The organism is Microbacterium sp. MPKO10, from assembly GCF_026107415.2.
Lineage (GTDB): Bacteria > Actinomycetota > Actinomycetes > Actinomycetales > Microbacteriaceae > Paramicrobacterium.
Window position 1 is genome coordinate 507,009 of the sequence record NZ_JAPCHX010000005.1, and the last position, 18,905, is coordinate 525,913.

16 protein-coding genes are annotated in these 18,905 nt (G+C 66.1%); 3 read left to right on the plus strand and 13 right to left on the minus strand.

Annotation, left to right across the window (positions count from 1 at the left end; genetic code table 11):
- Nucleotides 1–24: 24 nt before the first annotated feature.
- From OK352_RS13355 to OK352_RS13415, 13 genes are all read right to left on the minus strand, one after another.
- Nucleotides 25–1,626: a hypothetical protein gene (locus OK352_RS13355; protein WP_265141983.1), complete on the minus strand. Its 1,602-nt coding sequence runs from the start codon at nt 1,624–1,626 to the stop codon at nt 25–27.
- A 133-nt stretch (nt 1,627–1,759) separates the two neighbouring features.
- Nucleotides 1,760–2,620, minus strand: a complete 861-nt coding sequence (locus OK352_RS13360) for a MurR/RpiR family transcriptional regulator (protein WP_265141984.1) — start codon at nt 2,618–2,620, stop codon at nt 1,760–1,762.
- On the minus strand, nt 2,617–3,495 hold the full coding sequence (locus OK352_RS13365) for a metallophosphoesterase family protein (RefSeq protein ID WP_265141985.1): 879 nt from the start codon (nt 3,493–3,495) through the stop codon (nt 2,617–2,619). The genes OK352_RS13360 and OK352_RS13365 overlap by 4 nt, the downstream gene beginning before the upstream one ends.
- A gap of 115 nt (nt 3,496–3,610) precedes the next feature.
- Nucleotides 3,611–4,576, minus strand: a complete 966-nt coding sequence (gene phnE, locus OK352_RS13370; RefSeq protein ID WP_265141986.1) for a phosphonate ABC transporter, permease protein PhnE — start codon at nt 4,574–4,576, stop codon at nt 3,611–3,613.
- Nucleotides 4,573–5,379, minus strand: coding sequence for a phosphonate ABC transporter, permease protein PhnE (gene phnE, locus OK352_RS13375; RefSeq protein ID WP_265141987.1), 807 nt, complete (start codon nt 5,377–5,379; stop codon nt 4,573–4,575). Before phnE (OK352_RS13375) ends, phnE (OK352_RS13370) begins: the two co-directional genes overlap by 4 nt.
- Nucleotides 5,376–6,197, minus strand: a complete 822-nt coding sequence (gene phnC, locus OK352_RS13380) for a phosphonate ABC transporter ATP-binding protein (protein WP_265141988.1) — start codon at nt 6,195–6,197, stop codon at nt 5,376–5,378. Before phnC ends, phnE (OK352_RS13375) begins: the two co-directional genes overlap by 4 nt.
- A 34-nt stretch (nt 6,198–6,231) precedes the next feature.
- Nucleotides 6,232–7,254 (minus strand): phosphate/phosphite/phosphonate ABC transporter substrate-binding protein, encoded by a 1,023-nt coding sequence (phnD, locus tag OK352_RS13385; protein ID WP_265141989.1) that lies wholly within the window; start codon nt 7,252–7,254, stop codon nt 6,232–6,234.
- Between the two features lie 33 nt (nt 7,255–7,287).
- Nucleotides 7,288–8,058, minus strand: coding sequence for an HAD family hydrolase (locus tag OK352_RS13390; RefSeq protein WP_265141990.1), 771 nt, complete (start codon nt 8,056–8,058; stop codon nt 7,288–7,290).
- 171 nt (nt 8,059–8,229) lie between these two features.
- Complete coding sequence (locus tag OK352_RS13395; protein WP_265141991.1) at nt 8,230–9,723, minus strand: mannitol dehydrogenase family protein; 1,494 nt, start codon at nt 9,721–9,723, stop codon at nt 8,230–8,232.
- Nucleotides 9,724–9,754: 31 nt separating this feature from the next.
- Nucleotides 9,755–10,570, minus strand: coding sequence for a DeoR/GlpR family DNA-binding transcription regulator (locus OK352_RS13400; protein ID WP_265141992.1), 816 nt, complete (start codon nt 10,568–10,570; stop codon nt 9,755–9,757).
- Between the two features lie 34 nt (nt 10,571–10,604).
- The gene (locus OK352_RS13405) at nt 10,605–11,477 is read right to left on the minus strand and encodes a carbohydrate ABC transporter permease (RefSeq protein ID WP_265141993.1); all 873 of its coding nucleotides are present in this window, start codon (nt 11,475–11,477) and stop codon (nt 10,605–10,607) included.
- Complete coding sequence (locus OK352_RS13410) at nt 11,477–12,439, minus strand: carbohydrate ABC transporter permease (protein WP_265141994.1); 963 nt, start codon at nt 12,437–12,439, stop codon at nt 11,477–11,479. The genes OK352_RS13405 and OK352_RS13410 overlap by 1 nt, the downstream gene beginning before the upstream one ends.
- Nucleotides 12,440–12,525: 86 nt before the next feature.
- Complete coding sequence (locus OK352_RS13415) at nt 12,526–13,890, minus strand: ABC transporter substrate-binding protein (RefSeq protein WP_265141995.1); 1,365 nt, start codon at nt 13,888–13,890, stop codon at nt 12,526–12,528.
- 195 nt (nt 13,891–14,085) lie between these two features.
- Between OK352_RS13415 and OK352_RS13420 the strand changes: the two genes are divergently transcribed.
- From OK352_RS13420 to OK352_RS13430, 3 genes are all read left to right on the plus strand, one after another.
- A complete protein-coding gene (locus OK352_RS13420) occupies nt 14,086–14,847 on the plus strand; it encodes a DeoR/GlpR family DNA-binding transcription regulator (protein ID WP_265141996.1) in 762 nt (253 codons plus the stop codon).
- A 119-nt stretch (nt 14,848–14,966) separates the two neighbouring features.
- The gene (locus OK352_RS13425) at nt 14,967–16,379 is read left to right on the plus strand and encodes a xylulokinase (protein WP_265141997.1); all 1,413 of its coding nucleotides are present in this window, start codon (nt 14,967–14,969) and stop codon (nt 16,377–16,379) included.
- Between the two features lie 200 nt (nt 16,380–16,579).
- Nucleotides 16,580–18,874 carry a heavy metal translocating P-type ATPase gene (locus OK352_RS13430; protein ID WP_265141998.1) on the plus strand — a complete coding sequence of 765 codons (2,295 nt, stop codon included), beginning with the start codon at nt 16,580–16,582 and terminating at the stop codon, nt 18,872–18,874.
- Nucleotides 18,875–18,905: the final 31 nt, after the last annotated feature.

Consider the following 18,905-nt stretch of genomic DNA (forward strand, 5'->3'; position numbering starts at 1 on the left):
CTGCCGCGCACCCGGCGAATTCCGTCAGGCGGTGACCGATTCCCGGGCGTGCGCGCGCCGGTGGGCGAGTCCGATGAGCAGGGTGAGCCCGAACGCGATGCCGAAGGCCACGAGCATCGACACCGTCATGCCGATCGCCGTCGTGGAGACGAACGGGGCGACGACGGCCGGCAGATAGGCTGTCGCCTCTGCACCGGTCAGGCCCACGACGGCTCCTCCGCCGGTTGCGGCGATGAGCGCGATGGCGAACACCCTTTTGTCGCCGAACATGAATGGGTACGAAGCCTCGACGAACGTGCCGAAGAAGAAGTTGACGGCGGCTCCAGAGCCGGCGAGCGCCCGTTCTCCGCTCGTGCGCGGAACGATGACATTCGCGAGCGTGATGCCGAGAGACACCATGACGAGCGAGACCATGTCGATCGCGCCGAAGAAGCTGTAGCCCTTCTCCCCCATCTCCAGCAGCACGAGCGGCAGAATCACCGAGTGATACACGCCGCCGATGATCGCCGGCCAGATCGCGAGCCCGGCAAGGGCTCCCGCAAGTGCCGGGTTCACGTCAACGGCCCATTCGATTCCGCCCTTCACACCCAGCCCGAGGGCGTCCGTGATGGGGGCGATCCCGTAATACACGAGCAGGCCGGGCAGCAGACCGGCCACGGCACCGGTGACGATATTCGCCGTCGTGGCGGGAAAGCTGTGTGACAGCGTCCATTTGATCAGCCACGAGCTGATCAAACCGGCCAGGATTCCGGAGACGAGCCCGCCGAGAAGACCGCCTTCGGTAGCGAGGATGCCCGCGACCGAGCCGGCGACGAGGCCCACGTCGCCGAGCCCAGAGATCTTTCGGGCGGCGATGGCGGAGACCACGACCGGCAGCCCGGCGATGAGCGTGTCGAAGACCGGAGTGAGGCCGTCGAGCCACGGGATCTGGCTCAGCGCGAGCACCAGCGCCAGCGCGATGAACGCGGGGATGCTGCCGACCATGATGCCTCGGATGCTGATGCGGCGCCATGCCGGCTCGGAGCCCGCCTGCTCCGGTGCCGATGAGCCGCCGAGCGACGGACGGTAGCCGACGCTCCAGTACCTGGCGAGTCCTGAGATGTACGACACGGCGCGCGTCGTACTCGTCGTTCCCGTCGTGCCGGACGCCGCGACGAGTTTGACGCCGAGCCGCTGAGCCCCGGCGATGGACGAGCCTCCGGTTCCGGCTGCGGGGATTCCTGCCGCCGCGGCCGCGACCATGGTGCGTTCGTTCGTGTCATCGGGGTCGGCGCTCATCAGGATGAGCCCGTCAATCTCGCCGCACGACAGCTGGTTGGCGATCGTCGCGTCCATCTCGCGTGCCGCCGTGTTCACCTCTGAGAGCGTTCCACGCACGACGACGGTCGGGGTGCCATCAACGAGGCTCCACAGCGCGGCCGGGGTATCGGAGGACGCCTGATCCATCGACGTGTTCGCCGCCACGAACTGTGCCGCCGCGACGGTGAACCCGGCGGCGTCTGCTTGCCGCACCACGTCGCGCAAGACGCGGTCGGGGTCATCGCCTCCGTGGCTGCGCAGATTGCCACCGCTGCTGCCGAGCAGCGCGATGCTGCGCGTCGTGGTGGCGTCGTCAGGCGTGGACACGTGACTTCCTCTCGACGGCTCAGTGTCAATGACACTGGCTGATGGCACAGAGCAGAAAATTCAGTGTCTCATGTCCGCGCGCGCTGTTTCGACGGGCGCTCCGCGGGTGGCGCACGACGACACGCGCCGGATGCTATTCGGCGAGGTTCTCACTGATCGCGTCGAGCGCGAGCGCCTTCGCGCGAACCGCCACGTCGCCGAGGCGGTGCGTCAGTGCGGCGACGAGACCCTCGATGAGGATCGTCTGCGGAAGCCGCGACGCCAACGTGATCTCATCGCGGAACGTCAGATCGGGCATCGTCACGACAAGGCTGATGTCGGCGAGCTGGGTGAGGGGGCTTCGCGCAAACGCGGTCACGGCGATGACCCGCGCACCCGCATCGCGCGCCGCCGTTGCGACACGCAGGGTCGACGCGTTCGAGCCGCTGCCGCTGACCGCCAGAAGTACGTCGTTCTCTCCGAGTAGGCGCGCGGTGATCTGCTGCCCGATCACGTCGAGTGGTGCCTCGGCCGGCCTGCCGATGCTGCTGAGACGTGCCGAAACGTCGAGGGCGAGCGGCGCCGAAAGCCCGTTGCCGCTCACGATGACCCGTGCCGCGTCGGCGAGCACCTCGACAGCCTTGTCGAGCTCAGTGTCGTCGAGCAGCGCCGTCATGTTCTCGATGCCGGCCGCCACGTGCCGGAACGTCTCGGCGACGATGCCCGCCGTGTCGGTGGCGTGGCCGCCGACCGGCTGCGGTGCCTGGGAGTAGGCGGCATCGCGGGCGAGCAGCACCCGCAGCTGCTGGTACCCCGTGAACCCGAGGCTCTGGCAGGTGCGGACGACGGTCGCACGCGACGCGCCCGCAGCATCCGCGACCTGCTGGGAGCTCAGCTCGACAATCTCGCCCGACCGTTCGAGCAGCACCGTCGCAACGGCTCGCTCCGTCGGGAGCAGCGATGGCAGAAGCGACCGGATTGTCGCGATGACCTCACCCGGTTTCGTCGGGGTCATGCGCCGCTCGTTCCCGATTGACGCGGAGGGCCGGCCGCTTGCGCGATGCGAGCGACATCGGCCGGCTCGAGGTTGAAGATCTCTTCACCGTCGCGCTCGCTGGGCGCCGCGAAGAACGTGACGACCGGCGAACCGTCCGCCGGCACGTCGACGATCGCGAACCCCGACCCGATCGTCGCCCGTTCATGCCCGGCAGGGGCGCAGGCGTCAGACGTGTTCGCAATGCCCGGTGCGACGATGACGGGCACATCGTGCTCGCGCGAGACGAGGCTGTGGTGGTAGTGACCGCTCAGCACCGCCGTCGCGCCGCCCGCGGCGCACACCTCAAGAAGCTCGCGTGGGTTCTGCAGCTCGAGTGCCTTCAGCAGTGGCCCGTACGCGGGTGTCGGCGGGTGGTGAACAACGACGAGCGACGGACCGGATGCTGCGTCAAACTCGCCGCGCAGCCAGCGCAGCTGCTCGGCGTCGACGTGGCCGTATCCGGCCTCGGGAACGGCGGAGTCCAATCGCAGGATGCGCACGCCGCGCACGTCGGTCGCTCCCGTGCGCGGCCCGAGAACGCTCTCGAACTCGGAAGCGCGGTCGTGGTTACCCATGGCATACACGACCGGTGCCTCGTGGCGCGCGGCCCAGGGCTCGACGATGTCGCGCAGCCGTTCGTACGAGGCGGTGGTCATGTCATCTGACAGGTCGCCGCTCAGCACGACGACATCGATATTCTCGATCGGCTCGGCCCGGTCGAGTGTGCGGGTGAGCGCCTCTGTCGTGTCGACGATGCCGTAGTGGCGGGACGTGTCGCCGTACACGTGCGTGTCAGAGAGATGCAGCACACGCAGCGGGCGCTCGGTGAGGGTGGGGGCGTCTCGATCAGTCACGCGATCACCTTACCGACCACCGCCGACAGCGGTGCAGTCAGGAGAGCACGCAAGAGAACAGTCCGCAGAGCAGCCAGCACTTCAGCTGGCAGAGCAGTCAACGCACCACCGGTGGTCATCGTGTCGACCCCGGCGCTGTGGCCTCGCGCCGGGCACGGCCGGCCGAGCGCCGCCGGAGGGCGCTGACGATCGGCAGCTCCCAGCGCCCGCTGATGATCCGCACACGGACGAGCCCCGAGATCTGGTCGATGATCATCGTGACGACAATCACCACGATCATCAGCATCCCGACCACATCCCACACGCGGAACTGGATGTTGTCGACCAGCATCTTGCCGATGCCGCCCGCACCGATGAGCCCGAGGATGGCCGAGGCGCGCACGCTGATCTCGAATCGGTACAGCCAGAACGCGAACACGTCGGGCTTCGCATTGGGCCACACGCCCCAGCGCATGACCTGCACGCGGGATGCTCCCGCCGCAGTCGCCGCCTCGATCGCGCCGCGATCAACGGACTCGAAGCTCTCGTAGCCCCATTTGCCGAGCGTTCCGATGGATCCGAGTGCGATCGCGAGCGCCCCGGTGAACGCGGTGAGGCCGGTGACCGAAAGCATGAGCACGGCGATCACGACCTCGGGGACGGCGCGCAGAACGGCGAAGACGCCGCGCACGGGCCAGCGCACGATCGCCGGCATCAGGCCGCGTGCCGCGAGCAGGCTCAGCGGGAACGAGATGATGATGCCGATCATCGTGCCGAACCACGCCATCGCGACAGACAGCATCGTGGCCGACAGGGCGTCGGGGAACGCCTCCCACGCGGGAGGAAGGAACATGAGCCCGAGATAGCGTGTGAGCTTCTGCGGCAGATCGAGAAGCGCCTGCCACGAGATGTCGACGCTCCAGAATGCGGCGACCACCACGATCGTCGACACGATCCAGACGATCGCGCGCAACCACCGCACCGGTTTACGGGGCCGGGCAGGGCCGGCATGTGCTCGCTTAACGTTCGCGTCAGCATCCGCCCCCGCTGGCTGCCCCGCGCCCGACGCGAGCCGGTCCGCTGACCGTGTCTGCGCCGTCATCGCACCAGCTTCTTTCGTGCGTAGGAGCTGAGAAGCTCCAGGGCGATCACGAGCACGAGAATCTCCAGAATCACCGTGCTGAGGTAGTGGTACTGGTAGAAGGTGCGCACCTTGTCGATCAGCATTCCGAGACCGCCCGCGCCGACGAGACCGATCACGGCCGAGGCACGAATATTGAGCTCGAGAACGTAGATCGTCTGCGAGATGTAGCTCGGCGCAACCTCAGAAAGCATGGCCGCCTTGTTCGCCTTAAACCAGGTGGCGCCAGAGGCGAGCGCGGCTTCCTGCCCGCCCCGGTCGAGCCCGTCGAGGGCCTCAGAGATCAGCTTCACCATGATGCCCAGGTTGAACATGACGAGCGCCATGATTCCCGAGAGGGCGCCCGTGCCGACCACCGTGACGAAGATTGCCGCGTAGAGCAGATCGGGAATGCTGCGCACCACGTTCATAATGAAGCGCACGATGCCGAAGACCACGCCGTTCGGGTTGGTGGCCCTCGACGCGAGAAACGAGACGGGGAGGGCGATGGTGATGCTGATCGCCGTTCCGATGACGGCCATCTGCACGGTCTCGAGAACCGCAGGCAGGGTCTCCACAATGAACGAGTAGTCGGGCTGCACCAGCTGAATGAGCGTCCCCGCCGCGTTCTGCCCGTTGCGGATTAGGTCGCCGAGGTCCGCCTTGACCGCGATGCCCGCCCACACGGTGAGGGCGACGACGATGCCCGCGACCACGAGTGTGCGTGGCCACGTCTGCGGCTTGCGCGGCCGCGTCGCTGGGCTGTCAGCGGTGATGCTCGTCATGGCACCACCGGGCGCGCGTCGAGCACATCTTCCGCCGTGAGTGAGCGGCCGTAGATCGATTCGAACACCGACTCGTCGGCTTCGGAGCCGGGTCCGTCGTACACGACCTCGCCGCCGCGCAGGCCGATCAGCCGCTGCCCGTAGCGCCGCGCGAGGTCGAGGAAGTGCAGGTTGACGACGACGGTGATGCCGAGCTCGGCATTGATCTGCTGCAGGTCGCGCATGACGACATGCGACGTGGGCGGGTCGAGGGATGCTGTCGGCTCATCGGCGAGGATCACGCGCGGCTTCTGCGCGAGGGCGCGGGCGATCGCGACACGCTGCTGCTGGCCGCCCGAGAGCTCTGACGCGTTCGCGTACGCCTTCTGCACGATCTCGACGCGTTCAAGCGCCTGCATCGCGAGTTCGACGTCGTCTTTCGACCAGGCTCCGAGAAGCGTGCGCCACGCAGCTGTGTGGTGCAGCCGCCCCATGAGCACGTTGTTGATGACCGATGTGCGCTTGGCGAGGTTGAAGCTCTGGAACACCATGCCGACCTCGCTGCGCAGCTGCCGAAGCCGGCGCCCCGATAGGCCGCGCAACTCGACGTCGCCGACGGTGATCTGACCGTCGGTGATGGGAACGAGACCGTTGATCGCCCGGATGAGCGTCGACTTGCCGGCTCCGGAGAGCCCGACGATCGCGACCATCTCACCGGGTTCGATGGAGAGGTTGACGTCGCGCAGCCCCGTGTAGCCGTTCGGGTAGGTGACCCCGACATCATTGAACCGGATGCTGGCGCCCGTGCGCTCTGCGTTGTTCACTCTGTTCCTCTCCATCGAGCCAGTCTGCCTGCTGCCCCTGACCCGCGCTCTAGCCGAGGCCGATCGAGGCGGCAGCCTTCTGCGTCTGCTGCAGGCTGGCCGGGTCGGCGTCGACGAGTCCCGTGATCTGATAGATGGCCTGCAGGGCTTCGACTCCCTCGTCCGTCGAGGCGTAGTCCTTGAGAGCATCCGCGATCTTGGTCTGCCAGTCGGCGCTCAGTTCGCTCGAGAGCGAGACGCCGTCGTTCGGGATCTCGTTGGTCAGGGCAAACACGACGACCTTCTCGCCGACGTCGGGAGTATCGCCCGCGACGACCTCGCGCGCATCCCAGTAACTGGTGCCCACCTCGGCGTCACCGTTGTACACGGCGAGAACGCTGGCATCGTTCGCGGTGACCTGGACCGTCTCGATGTCGTTGTCCGTGTCGATCCCGGCCTCATCCATTGCGGCGACGGGGAAGATGTAGCCTGCGGGCGACGCGGCCTGGAGCAGAGACACCGTCGCACCCTTCACCTTCTCGATGCTGTCGAGGCCGGCCGGGCCGGTTCCCGTTTCCGTGCCGTTGCAGTACAGCATCCCGTTCTCGCCCTCGACCGGCTCGTCTTCGCAGTATTTGTCGGGGTCGTTCGTGAAGAACTGGGCGGCATAGGTGCTCTTGCCATTGCGCTCGGTCTGCAGCGAGGGAACGGCGCCGTACTTGTCGCAGGCCTGGCTCATCTGCAGGCTTGGCAGCATCCCGATCTGCGCCTGGTCGCTGCCGATGGCCTCGACGGCTGCCTGGTAGTCCTGCGTGATGACACCCTTCACCGGAATGCCGAGGCGGTCGGTGAGTGCGTCTTCCAGGGGCTTGACCGTCTCGACGAGCTTCTTCGCGTCGCCCGAGGGAACGAGCGCCAGTGTGAGTTCTGTGGGATCCTCAGCACTGTCGTTCGAGGTGCCGACGCAGGGGCCGTCTGCGGCGTCCCCTCCGCCACCCGTCGGCTGCTGCTGGACGCCGCAGCCGCTCAAGGTGAGCGTCGTGATGAGCGCGATTCCCGAGACCATTGCCGCGGTGAGAGTGCGAGCTTTCATGGTGGTTTCCGTTCTGTGAATGGCGGTGCAGGGTCAGTGTTCTGTGGGGTGGGGCGCGGGGACGTCGTCAGTGGCACCCACGTGCGCGGGAACCGTCGGTGACGACTCGTGAGAGCCGGCCCACGAGCGGATGCTGTCGAAGAGCTCCTCGAAGACGGGGGCGCTGACGTCGGGGGTTCCCGCCCGCGTGCCGAATCGGTCGATGAGCGCCGTCGCACAACCCGCGGCGTGCGGCCCGGCGAGATCGTTCGCCCAGATGTCGCCGACAGCCATGCAGTGCTGGGGGTCACGCCCGGCACGCAGCTCGGGCAGGAGTGTTGTCCAGCTGCCCGGTTTGCGCGCGTCGGACACGATGCGGTCGATGTGCTCGGTGAGGCCGATCGCCTCGAGAGTCTCGGCGACGCCGTCGATGGGGGCATTGGTCACGAGGACCCGTTCGACGCGCGGGGACAAGTCCTCCAGCAGGTCGGCGAGGCCGGCGGGCGCGTGAACGTCGAGTGTTCCTTCGGCGAGCGCGCGTCTGCTCGCGCGGTAGGCACGCTGAAGCGTGTCGGCGCTCACGTGTGCGCCGGTCATCTGGGCGACGGCGGCGTATCCGTCGATGTAGTCGCCAGATACGCGGCCGTCGAGAAACGCTCCGAGCTGCTCCCGGATCGCGGCAGCATCCGTCTCGTGCGAGGTGTCACCTTCGGCAAGCTCGGCCAGCACCGCCTCGGCGTATGCCCACACGGGGCCATCTCCGATGCAAACGGTGCCGTCGAAGTCGAGCAGAAGCAGAAGAGGCTGGTCATCACTGAGCGTCACGTCCTCAGCATAACCATGAACGGACGTTTTGTTCATAACTTTTCTGTATATGAAACAACCGTTCACGTACGGTTCACGTCACGCCCCGCGCCAGATCGCCGCCACGTGACAGATCGCCCCCCACGTGACAGATCGCCCCCACGTGACGGACGACGGGCAGTGGCACCTCCGCTACGAGGTGTGGCCGAGCAGCATCCGCAGCGTCTCGCGCGCGCCGACCTCGTGTAACGACGAGAGCACACGATCGTAGGCCTCAACGAACACCGGCTGGTCGATGAGGTCGCCGAACAGCTCCTTGTCGCGCAGGAACGCGTGCTTGTCGTCCGGGTATCGCTGCGCCGCGGCCATCACGCGCTCCTTCAGCCTGTCGACGACATCAATGGGCTCACCCTGCTCATCGACGCCCTCGGCATAGCGAGCCCAGCTGGCCACGATCGCGGCGGCGAACCGCACGTGGGGCTCCGGCATCGCGAGCTGATCGCGTACGACGGGCAGCAGCCACTTGGGGATGCGATCACTCGACTCCGCGCACAGCCGGGCGACGGTGTCGCGGATGCCGGGGTTGGAGAACCGCTCAATCAGCTGCGGCTTGTATTCCTCGATGTCGAGACCGGGAACGGGCTTCAGCGTCGGCGTCGAATCAATGTTCATGTAGGCGAGCAGGAACTCGGCGATCAGCGGATCCTGCGTCGCGTCGTGCGCGTAGCGGTACCCCATGAGGTGCCCGAAGTAGCAGAGCCCCTGGTGGCTCGAATTGAGCAGCCGCAGCTTGATGAATTCGTAGGGCTCGACGTCGTCGACGACCTCGACGCCCGCCTCCTGGTACGGCGGGCGTCCATCGGTGAAGGTGTCCTGCAGCACCCACTGAAAGAACGGCTCGCACACGACGGGCCACGCGTCGTCAATGCCGAACTGCCGCGCGATCTCGGCGCGGTCCTCGTCTGTCGTCACCGGAGTGATGCGGTCGACCATGCTGTTCGGGAACAGCACGTTGTCGTCGATCCATGCCGCCAGCTCGGCATCCTTCGCGTGTGCGTATGTCGTGAACGCGTGCCGGGCGACCTCGCCGTTGTTCTGCAGGTTGTCGCACGACATAACCGTGAACGGCACGATCCCACGATCGCGGCGCCGCCGGAGCGCTTCGACGACGAGTCCGAACACGGTCTCCGGGGCATCCGAGCCCAGATCATGGGCGACGCGCGGATCGTCGAGCTGAAAGCGTCCGGTCACCTGGTTGATGTTGTACCCGCCCTCGGTGACGGTCATCGACACGATGCGGATGTGAGGATCCGCCATGCGCTCGATGGCGGCCTCGGTGTCATCCGGCGCGTAGATGTAGTCGACGATGGAGCCGATCACGCGGGCCGACAGCTGCCCGTCCGCGTGCTTCTCGACGAGTGTGTACAGGTTGTCCTGCGCCTCAAGAACATCGCGCATGCGCTTGTCGCTCGGCATGACCCCGATGCCGCAGATGCCCCAATCGTCGGCCAGGCCGCGGGCGAGGAGGTCGTCGATGACCTTCGCCTGGTGAGCACGATGGAACCCGCCGACGCCGAAGTGCACGATACCCGCGGTGACGGCGCTGCGGTCGTATGCGGGCACGTCCGCCGTGTCGATCGCGGCGAGCGACGCGGCACTCAGCTGCGTCACGTTCTGGCTGGTCATGGCGATCCTTCTTTCTGCTGTCAAGTTTCTGTCAGAGTCTCGATGGTGTGCCGTCGCGGCCGGCAGGTACGGCCGGGGAGACAGCGTGATAGGTGACTCCCGCATCGCGCACGAGAGCCTCGACGGGCTGGGGCAGCGGCGGGTCGGCGATGACGGCGGTGAAATCGGTCAGCTGGGCGTACGTCACGAGACCGCGCGCATTGTCGTCACCGTGAATGAGCGCCACACGGGTGTCCGCCGCGTCGAATGCCGCCCGTTTGATGGCCGCGGTTCGAGGGGTGGATGCTGTCAGCCCGCCAGACGCGTCGACACCGGTTCCCGAGAGGAACGCCACATCAATGCGCACGGTCGCGAGAGCCTCACGCGCCCACTGCCCCGACTGCTCCCCGTCGTCGCCGACATCGCCGCCGAGGTTGTACACGGCCAGATGCTCTTTGCGGCTGCCCGTGAGCGCCACGGGGACGGCATTCGTGACGACCTGCAGCTCACCAGCATCCGGAAGCAGCGCGGCAAGCGACTGGCACGCCTCACCGGAGTCGATGAAGATGCTGCCGGCCGCAGGCACGTACTCGAGGGCCAGCCGGGCGAGCTCGAGCTGAGGTGCCGTCGCACCGGTGAGGGACGGGAAGTCCTCGACGACGGAGGTCGGCAGGATCGCCCCTCCGTGTGCGCGCGTCAGACTGCCAGTCTGCTCGAGTGTGCGAAGATCGCGGCGGATCGTCTCTTCGGCGACGCTGAAGCCCTCTGCCAAGTCAGAGACCTCGACGCGCTTGTCACGCTCGAGAACCGAGAGAATCACCGCGTGGCGCTGTTCGACGGGAAGTCCGGGTGCGGGCGTGAGAATCATCGGTGCTCCTTGCTCTGGGTGCGGCGCAGCGGCATCACTTGATGGCTCCCATGGCCAGGCCGCGCACGAGTCGTTTCTGAGCAATCCATCCTGCTATGACGACGGGGAGAACAGCCAATGTGGCCGCCGCCGAGAGCACGGCGAGAAACTGCCCACGGCCTGATACGAAGCTGCCGAGAAATGGCGGAGTCGTGCGGGCGACGGTGGAGGTGAGGAGGTTGGCGAGGAAGTACTCGTTCCAGGCGAAGATGAAGCAGATGAGCGCAGCCGCCGCCATGCCCGGTGCCACGATCGGCATGACGATGCGCACGAGTTCCGTCCAGAAGTTCGCGCCGTCGACCTGCGCTGCCTCGATGATCTCCCCCGGCACTTCACTGAGGAATGAGCGCATCATCCAGATGGCGAGTGGCAGATTCATGCCGACGTAGAGAATGGACAGCGCCGAGATGTTGTCGAGCAGCCCCATGTTCTGCAGCAGGAGGTAGATGGGGATCACGATCGCTGCGAGGGGCATGAACTTGGTCGAGATGAAGAAGAACAGCGCGTCGGTCGAGCGGATGAGCGGTCGAACCGAGAGCCCGTACGCGGCGGGGATCGCCAGCACCATCACGATGAGCGTCGAGACCACGCTCGCCGTGAATGAGTTCGTGAGATAGACGAGGAAGCCGCGATCGAAGACGGCCTCGAAGTTCTCAAAGGTCAGCTGCGTGATAAACGTCGGCGGGTTCGTCGCAGCCGCCTTCTCGGTCTTGAACGCCGTGAACACCATCCACGCGATCGGGAAGAACATTCCGACAGTGAGCACCCAGGTGATGAAGGTGAGCACGACAGAGCCGGCGCGTTTGCGCAGCGGGCGGGTACGGCGCACCGTCCGCGAGCCGGTCGTGAGCAGCATCGTCGTCGACATCAGCGCATTCCTTCGGTTGTGAAGATCTTGAACAGCGAGCGAAGCGCCACCATGGCGACGATGATCGTCAGAATCACCGTGAGCACGCCGTACGCGGCGGCCTCACCGATTTCGAGCCCGACGAACGCGCGCTCGTACAGCAGATACGAGAGAGTCTTGGTCCCGCCCGTTCCGCGCGTCATGATCGCGATGGGGTCGAACACCTGCAGCAGCAGGATCGTGCCGAGCAGAATCGACAGTTCCATGTACTGCCGCATGTGCGGGAGCGTCATCGAGAAGAACGTGCGGATGGGGCCGGCGCCATCGACGGATGCTGCTTCGAGCACATCAGACGGTTGGCTCTGGAGCCCCGCGAGAAGAATCAGCATCATGAACGGCGTGTACTGCCACGTCAGCACCATGATGATCGTGAGGATCGGAACGTCTGTGTTCCACGCGACCGGGTCGATGCCGATGAACCCGAGCGCCCAGTTGACCATGCCGACGTTCGAGTCGAGCATCGACCATTTGAAGATGAGCGACGCCGCTGCCGGCATCATGAGGAACGGGGTGATGAGCAGCGTCCGCGCCAGGCCCTGCCCGACGAATTTGCGGTCGAGCAGCAGCGCGAGAACCATGCCGAACACGAGAGAGACGAGCACGCTCACCCCGACGATCACCACCGTGGCCAGAAGCGAACTCAGGAATGCCCCGTTCGTCAGCACCGTCGCGTAGTTATCGAACCACACGAATTTCTGGTCGCCGGGGCGCAGCAGGTTCCACTCCTGGAACGAGTAGTAGATGGTGACCAGGAACGGGATCTGGGTGATGATGATGGCCGCGGCGAGCGCTGGCCAGACGAGGGCGCGGGCGAGCCGCAGCCCCTTGCGCTCGCGCCGGGTGAGCGCGTGCTTGACCTTGCGCCGAGGCGGTGCCTCGCCGTCATTCTCGACCCGTCCGGGCCTGATAGCTGTCGCAGTCATTGTCGTCTTTCTCGCGATGTCCTTGGGAGGGGCCGCCCGGCCCGTCGGAACACGGGGACGGGGGCGGGCGGCCCGGGCGAAGCGCGCTATTCCTTCTGCGCGGCTCCGGCCTTCTCGGCGAGGTCCTGACCAGCCGAGAGCGCTTCTTCGACACTGGATCTGCCAGCGAAGACGTCAGCGATCTTCTGCGACACTTGGTTTCCCAGATCCTGGAACTCCGGGATCGTCACATACTGGATGCCGACCCACGGCTGCGGGTTGACGCCGGGCTGTTCCGGGTTCACGGCCAGCATGACGTCCTTCGTGATGTCAGCGAACGCCCCAGCGGCCTCCTGGTACTCGGGGATCTCGTATGTGGAGGCACGTGAGCCCGGGGGAACACGGCTCCAACCGAGTTCGTTGCCGACGAGCGTCATGTAGTCCTTGCTCGTGGCCCAGCTCACGAACTCCCACGCGGCATCCTTCTGCTTGGATGTCTCGGGGATCGCGAGGTTCCACGACCACAGCCATCCCGACTCCTCGGTCTCGACGGTGGGTGCGTGTACGTACCCGACGTTGCCTGCAACCTCACTGAGGTCCTCAGACTCCAGCGAGCCCGCGGCGCTCGTCGCGTCGTACCAGAACGCTGCCTTGCCCTGTGAGAACAGGTTGAGGCACTCGGTGAATCCGAAGGAGACCGGGTCGGACTCCCCAGCATCCGCCACCAGATCCGTGTAGAACTTCACGGCCTCGGTGAACTCGGGCGAATCGACTGTGGCGTTCCAGTCGTCGTCGAACCAGTTGCCGCCGAAGGTCTGCACCACGGTCGTGAGCGGGGCGAAGAGCTCGCCCCAGCCGGGCTTTCCGCGCAGGCAGATACCGGCGTGGTCGTCATTGTTCACTTCGCGCGCCATGTCGGCGACCTGCTGCCAGGTGGGGTGCTCGGGAACCTCGAGGCCCGCATCGGCAAGGATCTCTTTGTTGTACATGAGGAAGGACGACTCACCGTAGAACGGAACGGCGTACAGACTGTCGTCGACCGTCAGTGCCTGGCGGACGGGCGGCAGGATGTCGTCGACGTCGTACTCGCTGTCTTGCGTCGTGTAGTCGTTGAGGTTGGTGAGCCAGTCGTTCTGCCCCCAGATCGGCACTTCGTAGCTGCCGACAGTCACGATGTCATACTGCCCGCCCTTCGTGGCGACGTCCTTGGTCACGGCGTCGCGCAGGTCGTTCTCTTCCATCTGAATGAACTTGACCTTGATGTCGGGGTGGCTCTCTTCGAATTTGCCCTTCAGCTGCTCCATGTCTTTCATCTGGGGGTTGTTGACCGTGGCGAGTGTGAGCGTCACGGTGTCGCCACCACCGCCGCCTGCCCCGCCCCCGGCGCCCGAACAGCCAGCGAGCATTACACCGGCTGAGGCGACAGCGGCCAGGGATAGCCACCGCCGACCGCGGAGATTCGACTTCGTCATCTCATTGCCTTTCGTCATCGTTGACCCGCCGCTGTCGCGGCGCACACCTAGAATCGACCGAATATGTGTGTTTAAGCAACCAATAGTGTTGGTTCGTAATTGTATTGTAACCATATGTGACCGTTTTATGTTGTCTTTTGTTGTTTTAGAGTGGGATGGTCACGATAGGGCGTAGCCACAGCGAGGGAGCTGACGATGTACCCAGCCGAACGGCAATCCGCGATCGTCGCGGCAGCACACCAGCACGACGGCGTGCTGCAGGTCGCGACGCTCAGCGCGAACCTCGGCGTCACGACCGAGACGATTCGACGAGACCTGGCGGCACTGGAGCGTCAGGGCATCATCGTCCGTACGCACGGCGGCGCGAAGCTCGCACACGGGATGCCCTTCGAGATCTCCCTCGCCAAGCGCCAGGCCGAAGAGGCAGATGAGAAGCGACGCATCGCGCTGCGCGCGGTCGCCGAGCTTCCGAAAGACGGTGTAGTGCTGCTCGATTCTGGCTCGCTCGCGCTGGTGACAGCATCCGTCTTTCCCGATGTTCCGATCATCGTGGTGACGAACAACCTGCCGGCGATCCCCGTGCTGCGACAGCGTCCGAATGTGTCTGTGATGGCGCTGCCCGGTCGGGTGCGCACGATCAGCCAGGGTGCCGTGGACGAGTGGACCCGCCAGCGACTCAGTACATTGAACGTCGACCTTGTGCTGCTCGGTGCCAATGGCCTCACGCCCGCCGCGGGCGTCACGACGACGATTCCGGACGAGGCCGAGGTCAAACGCGCCATGCTTCTTTCGGCAAAACGACGCGTTCTCACGCTCACGGCGAGCAAGATCGGACTCACGTCGTTCTGTCATGTGGCCGATCTGGCAGAACTCGACATGGTGATCACTGACGACAGGATTGATCGAGAGACCGCAGACGCACTGCACTCTGCGGGGCCGGAGCTCGTGGTCGTCTGATCCCGCGCGGTGCCGCCGAAGATTTGGCAGACTGGGACGTGCGAGCATGCCTCGCGTTTTGACCGTGTGCCGTGGGCCCCGGGCATTCGGTCGCCCCCACCCCCAGCGAAAGGTGCGCCATGACTCTCGTAGCTGGCATCGACTCGTCAACGCAGAGTTGCAAGGTTGTCGTCCGCGAGGCGACGACCGGCGCCGTCGTGCGGCGCGGACGCGCAGCACACCCCGATGGCACGGCGGTCGACCCTGAGGCATGGCTGTCGGCGCTGCACACGGCGGTCTCCGAGGCGGGAGGCCTCGACGATGTGTCTGCGATCAGCGTCGCGGCCCAGCAGCACGGCATGGTTGCCCTGGATGCCGAGGGCGAAGTCGTGCGCGATGCTCTGCTGTGGAACGACACGCGCAGCGCACCCCAGGCGATCGACCTCATTGACGAGCTCGGGGGCACTGCGGAGTATGCACGCCGTGCCGGGGTCGTTCCCGTCGCCTCGTTCACAGCCACGAAACTGCGCTGGCTGCGTGATGCCGAGCCTGAGAACGCCGCGCGCGTCGCCGCTGTCGCACTCCCCCACGATTGGCTCTCGTGGCGCATGCGCGGGTTCGGCCCCAGACGGTCGAGCGAATTCGGGCCGAACCTCGACGAGCTCACGACCGACCGCTCCGATGCTTCCGGCACCGCGTACTGGTCTCCGACGACCGGCGACTATGACCGCGACCTGCTGACGCTGGCACTCGGGCATGATGCCGTTCTTCCGCGCGTTCTCGACCCCCAGGAGCGGGCTGGGATCGGCGCCGACGCATTCAGGAACACCGTCATCGCGGCGGGCGCGGGCGACAACGCAGGTGCGGCGCTCGGCCTCGACGCCGGCGTGGGCGACGTGGTCATCTCAATCGGCACAAGCGGCACGGTGTTCGCCGTGACGCCCGATCCGGTTGTCGACCCCAGCGGCACCGTCGCGGGATTCGCCGATGCCGCGGGGCGCTTTCTGCCGCTCGTCGCGACGCTCAATGCGGCGCGTGTGCTCGATACGGTCGCCGGACTTCTGGGCGTCAGCCATGGTGAGCTCGCCGATCTCTCGCTGCAGGCCGAGCCGGGCTCGCGAGGGCTCGTGCTGCAGCCGTACTTCGAGGGCGAGCGCACGCCCAATCTTCCGGACGCGACAGCGAGTCTGTTCGGCATGACGATGGCGTCGACCACGCGTGAGAACCTCGCGCGGGCCGCGGTCGAGGGGATGCTGTGCGCCCTCGCCGCCGGTGTCGACGCTGTTGAGAAACACGGCGTTACGGCCGAACGGCTGCTGCTCGTTGGCGGCGCAGCGCAGAACACCGCGGTGCAGACCGTCGCCTCGCAGGTGTTCCGTCGTCCGATCGTCGTCCCCACGCCCGGTGAGTATGTCGCCGATGGTGCTGCGCGGCAGGCGGCATGGGCGCTACACGGCGAGCGCCCCACGTGGCCGCTGCAGATCGCTGCGCAGCCAGCATCCGATTATCGTCCGGTGATCATGCAGCAGTACGACGCGCGTCGCATCGACTGAGAGACGAATGCTCGGCCGCCGTTACTCACGGTGAGACGTGCGTACCTCAAACAGCTCACTTGATTTCATACCCCCAAGGGGTATACATTGAGTGTCGCACGGGTACCCCTCTGGGGTAATCGCCACGGTACACCGTCGGCGCGCCACTGGGCCCGGAAGCATCCGAACACCGACGCGTGCTGCGGCAGAAGGGTCAGATCATGAGCTCTCTCAGGGACACTCCTCCCGCCGCCCCTTCCGACCACGAAGTGGAGCTCGCGATCGAGGGCATGACGTGCGCGTCGTGCGCCAACCGCGTCGAGCGCACACTCAACAAGCTGGACGGCGTCACCGCCACCGTCAACTACGCGACCGAGAAGGCGAAGGTCACATACGACAGCGGCGTCGAGCAAACTACCCTCGTGAACGCCGTCGAGCAGGCCGGGTATGCCGCGCACCTGCCCGAGCCGCCGCGCCCAGCAGACGAGGTCGGTGACTCGGATGCTGTCGAGCCCCACGATCCCGTCAGCGCATTGCGCACCCGCGTGATCATCTCGGCGGTGCTGAGTGTTCCGGTGATCGCCCTCGCGATGATTCCGGCCCTGCAGTTCACGAACTGGCAGTGGCTGTCGCTCACGCTCGCGGCACCGGTGATCGTCTGGGGAGGCTACCCCTTCCACAAGGCGACGTGGACCAACCTCCGTCACGGCGCCGTCACGATGGACACCCTCATCTCGATGGGCACGGGCGCCGCGTTTCTGTGGTCGCTCTATGCCCTGTTCTTCGGAACGGCCGGAGAACCGGGAATGACTCACGGCTTTGATTTCACCCTGACACCGTCTGACGGCGCCTCGAACATCTACCTCGAGGTGGGCGCGGGAGTCATCACTTTCATTCTTCTCGGACGGTATATCGAAGCGCGCTCCAAGCGACGTGCGGGCGATGCCCTGCGCGCCCTGCTCGAACTCGGCGCCAAAGAGGTGTCGGTGCTGCGCGACGGGCGTGAAGAGCGCATCAACGTTGGTGCTCTCACGGTCGGTGACCGGTTTGTCGTTCGGCCAGGCGAGAAGATCGCCACAGACGGCACGATCGTCGAGGGCACCTCTGCCGTTGACGCGTCCATGGTCACGGGCGAATCCGTTCCTGTCGAGACTGGTCCCGGCGATGCCGTCGTGGGTGCGACGGTGAACGCCGGAGGCCGCCTCGTCATTGAGGCGACGCGCGTCGGCTCTGACACGCAGCTGGCTCAGATGGCCACGTTGGTCGAGGACGCCCAGAACGGCAAAGCGCAGGCACAGCGCCTTGCCGACACGATCTCGAGCATCTTCGTGCCAATCGTCATCGTTCTGGCCCTCGCGACGTTCGGGGTGTGGGCGATTGTTGGCGATGCCGGAATCGCTGCGGCATTCACCGCCGCGGTCGCCGTGTTGATCATCGCGTGTCCGTGCGCCCTCGGGCTCGCGACGCCGACGGCGCTCATGGTCGGAACCGGCCGCGGTGCTCAGCTGGGCATCCTGATCAAGGGGCCCGAGGTCCTCGAGACGAGCCGCCGCATCGACACCGTCGTCCTTGACAAAACCGGAACCGTCACCTCGGGGCAGATGACGCTCGTCGACGTGATCACGGCAGACGGCGTGGACGAGATCGAGCTTCTTCGCCTGGCCGGAGCCCTTGAGGATGCCTCGGAGCATCCCATCGCTCAGGCGATTGCGCGGGGAGCGGTCACACGCGTCGGAGAGCTCCCTCCGGTCGATGACTTCACGAACGTCGCGGGACTCGGCGTCCAGGGAACTGTCGTCGACGGCGACTCAAGCCGCGCTGTTCTGGCCGGTAGACCTCGGCTGCTCGCCGACTGGTCGCAGCCGCTCCCTCAGAACCTTGAAACAGCGATGGATGCTGCCGCGGCGGCCGGGCAGACGGCGGTTGCCGTCGGGTGGGACGGCGCGGCGCGCGGTGTTCTCGTCGTCGCCGATGCCATCAAACCGACGTCCGCCGAGGCCATCGCTCAGCTGCGCGCTCTCAGCCTGACACCGGTGCTTCTGACCGGGGACAGCACCGCAGTGGCGCACTCGGTCGCCGCCACGGTCGGCATCGACGGCGAGAACGTGATCGCCGAGGTCATGCCCGCCGATAAGGCAGCGGTCATCACACGTCTGCAGGGCGAGGGTGCGCGCGTGGCGATGGTCGGCGACGGCGTCAACGACGCAGCAGCTCTGGCGACGGCGGACCTGGGGCTGGCGATGGGCACGGGAACGGACGTCGCGATCGAAGCATCCGATATCACTCTCGTCCGGGGCGATCTGCGGGCGGTGGCCGACGCGATTCGGCTCTCACGACGGACGCTCGGAACGATCAAGGGAAACCTGTTCTGGGCGTTTGCGTACAACGTCGCTGCCATTCCGCTGGCTGCTGTGGGGCTGCTCAATCCGATGTTCGCGGGCGCTGCGATGGCGTTCTCGTCGGTGTTCGTGGTGTCAAACAGCCTGCGGCTGCGTCGCTTCAGGCCCCTCAGCTGAGGCCTCTCCGGGCGTCACAGGATCGCAGGAG

Excerpts from the sequence above, each read along its gene's own strand:
- OK352_RS13415 (WP_265141995.1), bottom strand. The coding sequence starts at position 13,890 with ATGACGAAGTCGAATCTCCGCGGTCGGCGGTGGCTATCCCTGGCCGCT.
- phnE (WP_265141986.1), bottom strand. The coding sequence starts at position 4,576 with ATGACGGCGCAGACACGGTCAGCGGACCGGCTCGCGTCGGGCGCGGGG.
- OK352_RS13360 (WP_265141984.1), bottom strand. The coding sequence starts at position 2,620 with ATGACCCCGACGAAACCGGGTGAGGTCATCGCGACAATCCGGTCGCTT.
- phnC (WP_265141988.1), bottom strand. The coding sequence starts at position 6,197 with ATGGAGAGGAACAGAGTGAACAACGCAGAGCGCACGGGCGCCAGCATC.
- OK352_RS13395 (WP_265141991.1), bottom strand. The coding sequence starts at position 9,723 with ATGACCAGCCAGAACGTGACGCAGCTGAGTGCCGCGTCGCTCGCCGCG.
- OK352_RS13420 (WP_265141996.1), top strand. The coding sequence starts at position 14,086 with ATGTACCCAGCCGAACGGCAATCCGCGATCGTCGCGGCAGCACACCAG.
- OK352_RS13425 (WP_265141997.1), top strand. The coding sequence starts at position 14,967 with ATGACTCTCGTAGCTGGCATCGACTCGTCAACGCAGAGTTGCAAGGTT.
- phnE (WP_265141987.1), bottom strand. The coding sequence starts at position 5,379 with ATGACGAGCATCACCGCTGACAGCCCAGCGACGCGGCCGCGCAAGCCG.
- OK352_RS13405 (WP_265141993.1), bottom strand. The coding sequence starts at position 11,477 with ATGTCGACGACGATGCTGCTCACGACCGGCTCGCGGACGGTGCGCCGT.
- OK352_RS13410 (WP_265141994.1), bottom strand. The coding sequence starts at position 12,439 with ATGACTGCGACAGCTATCAGGCCCGGACGGGTCGAGAATGACGGCGAG.
- OK352_RS13430 (WP_265141998.1), top strand. The coding sequence starts at position 16,580 with ATGAGCTCTCTCAGGGACACTCCTCCCGCCGCCCCTTCCGACCACGAA.
- OK352_RS13400 (WP_265141992.1), bottom strand. The coding sequence starts at position 10,570 with ATGATTCTCACGCCCGCACCCGGACTTCCCGTCGAACAGCGCCACGCG.
- phnD (WP_265141989.1), bottom strand. The coding sequence starts at position 7,254 with ATGAAAGCTCGCACTCTCACCGCGGCAATGGTCTCGGGAATCGCGCTC.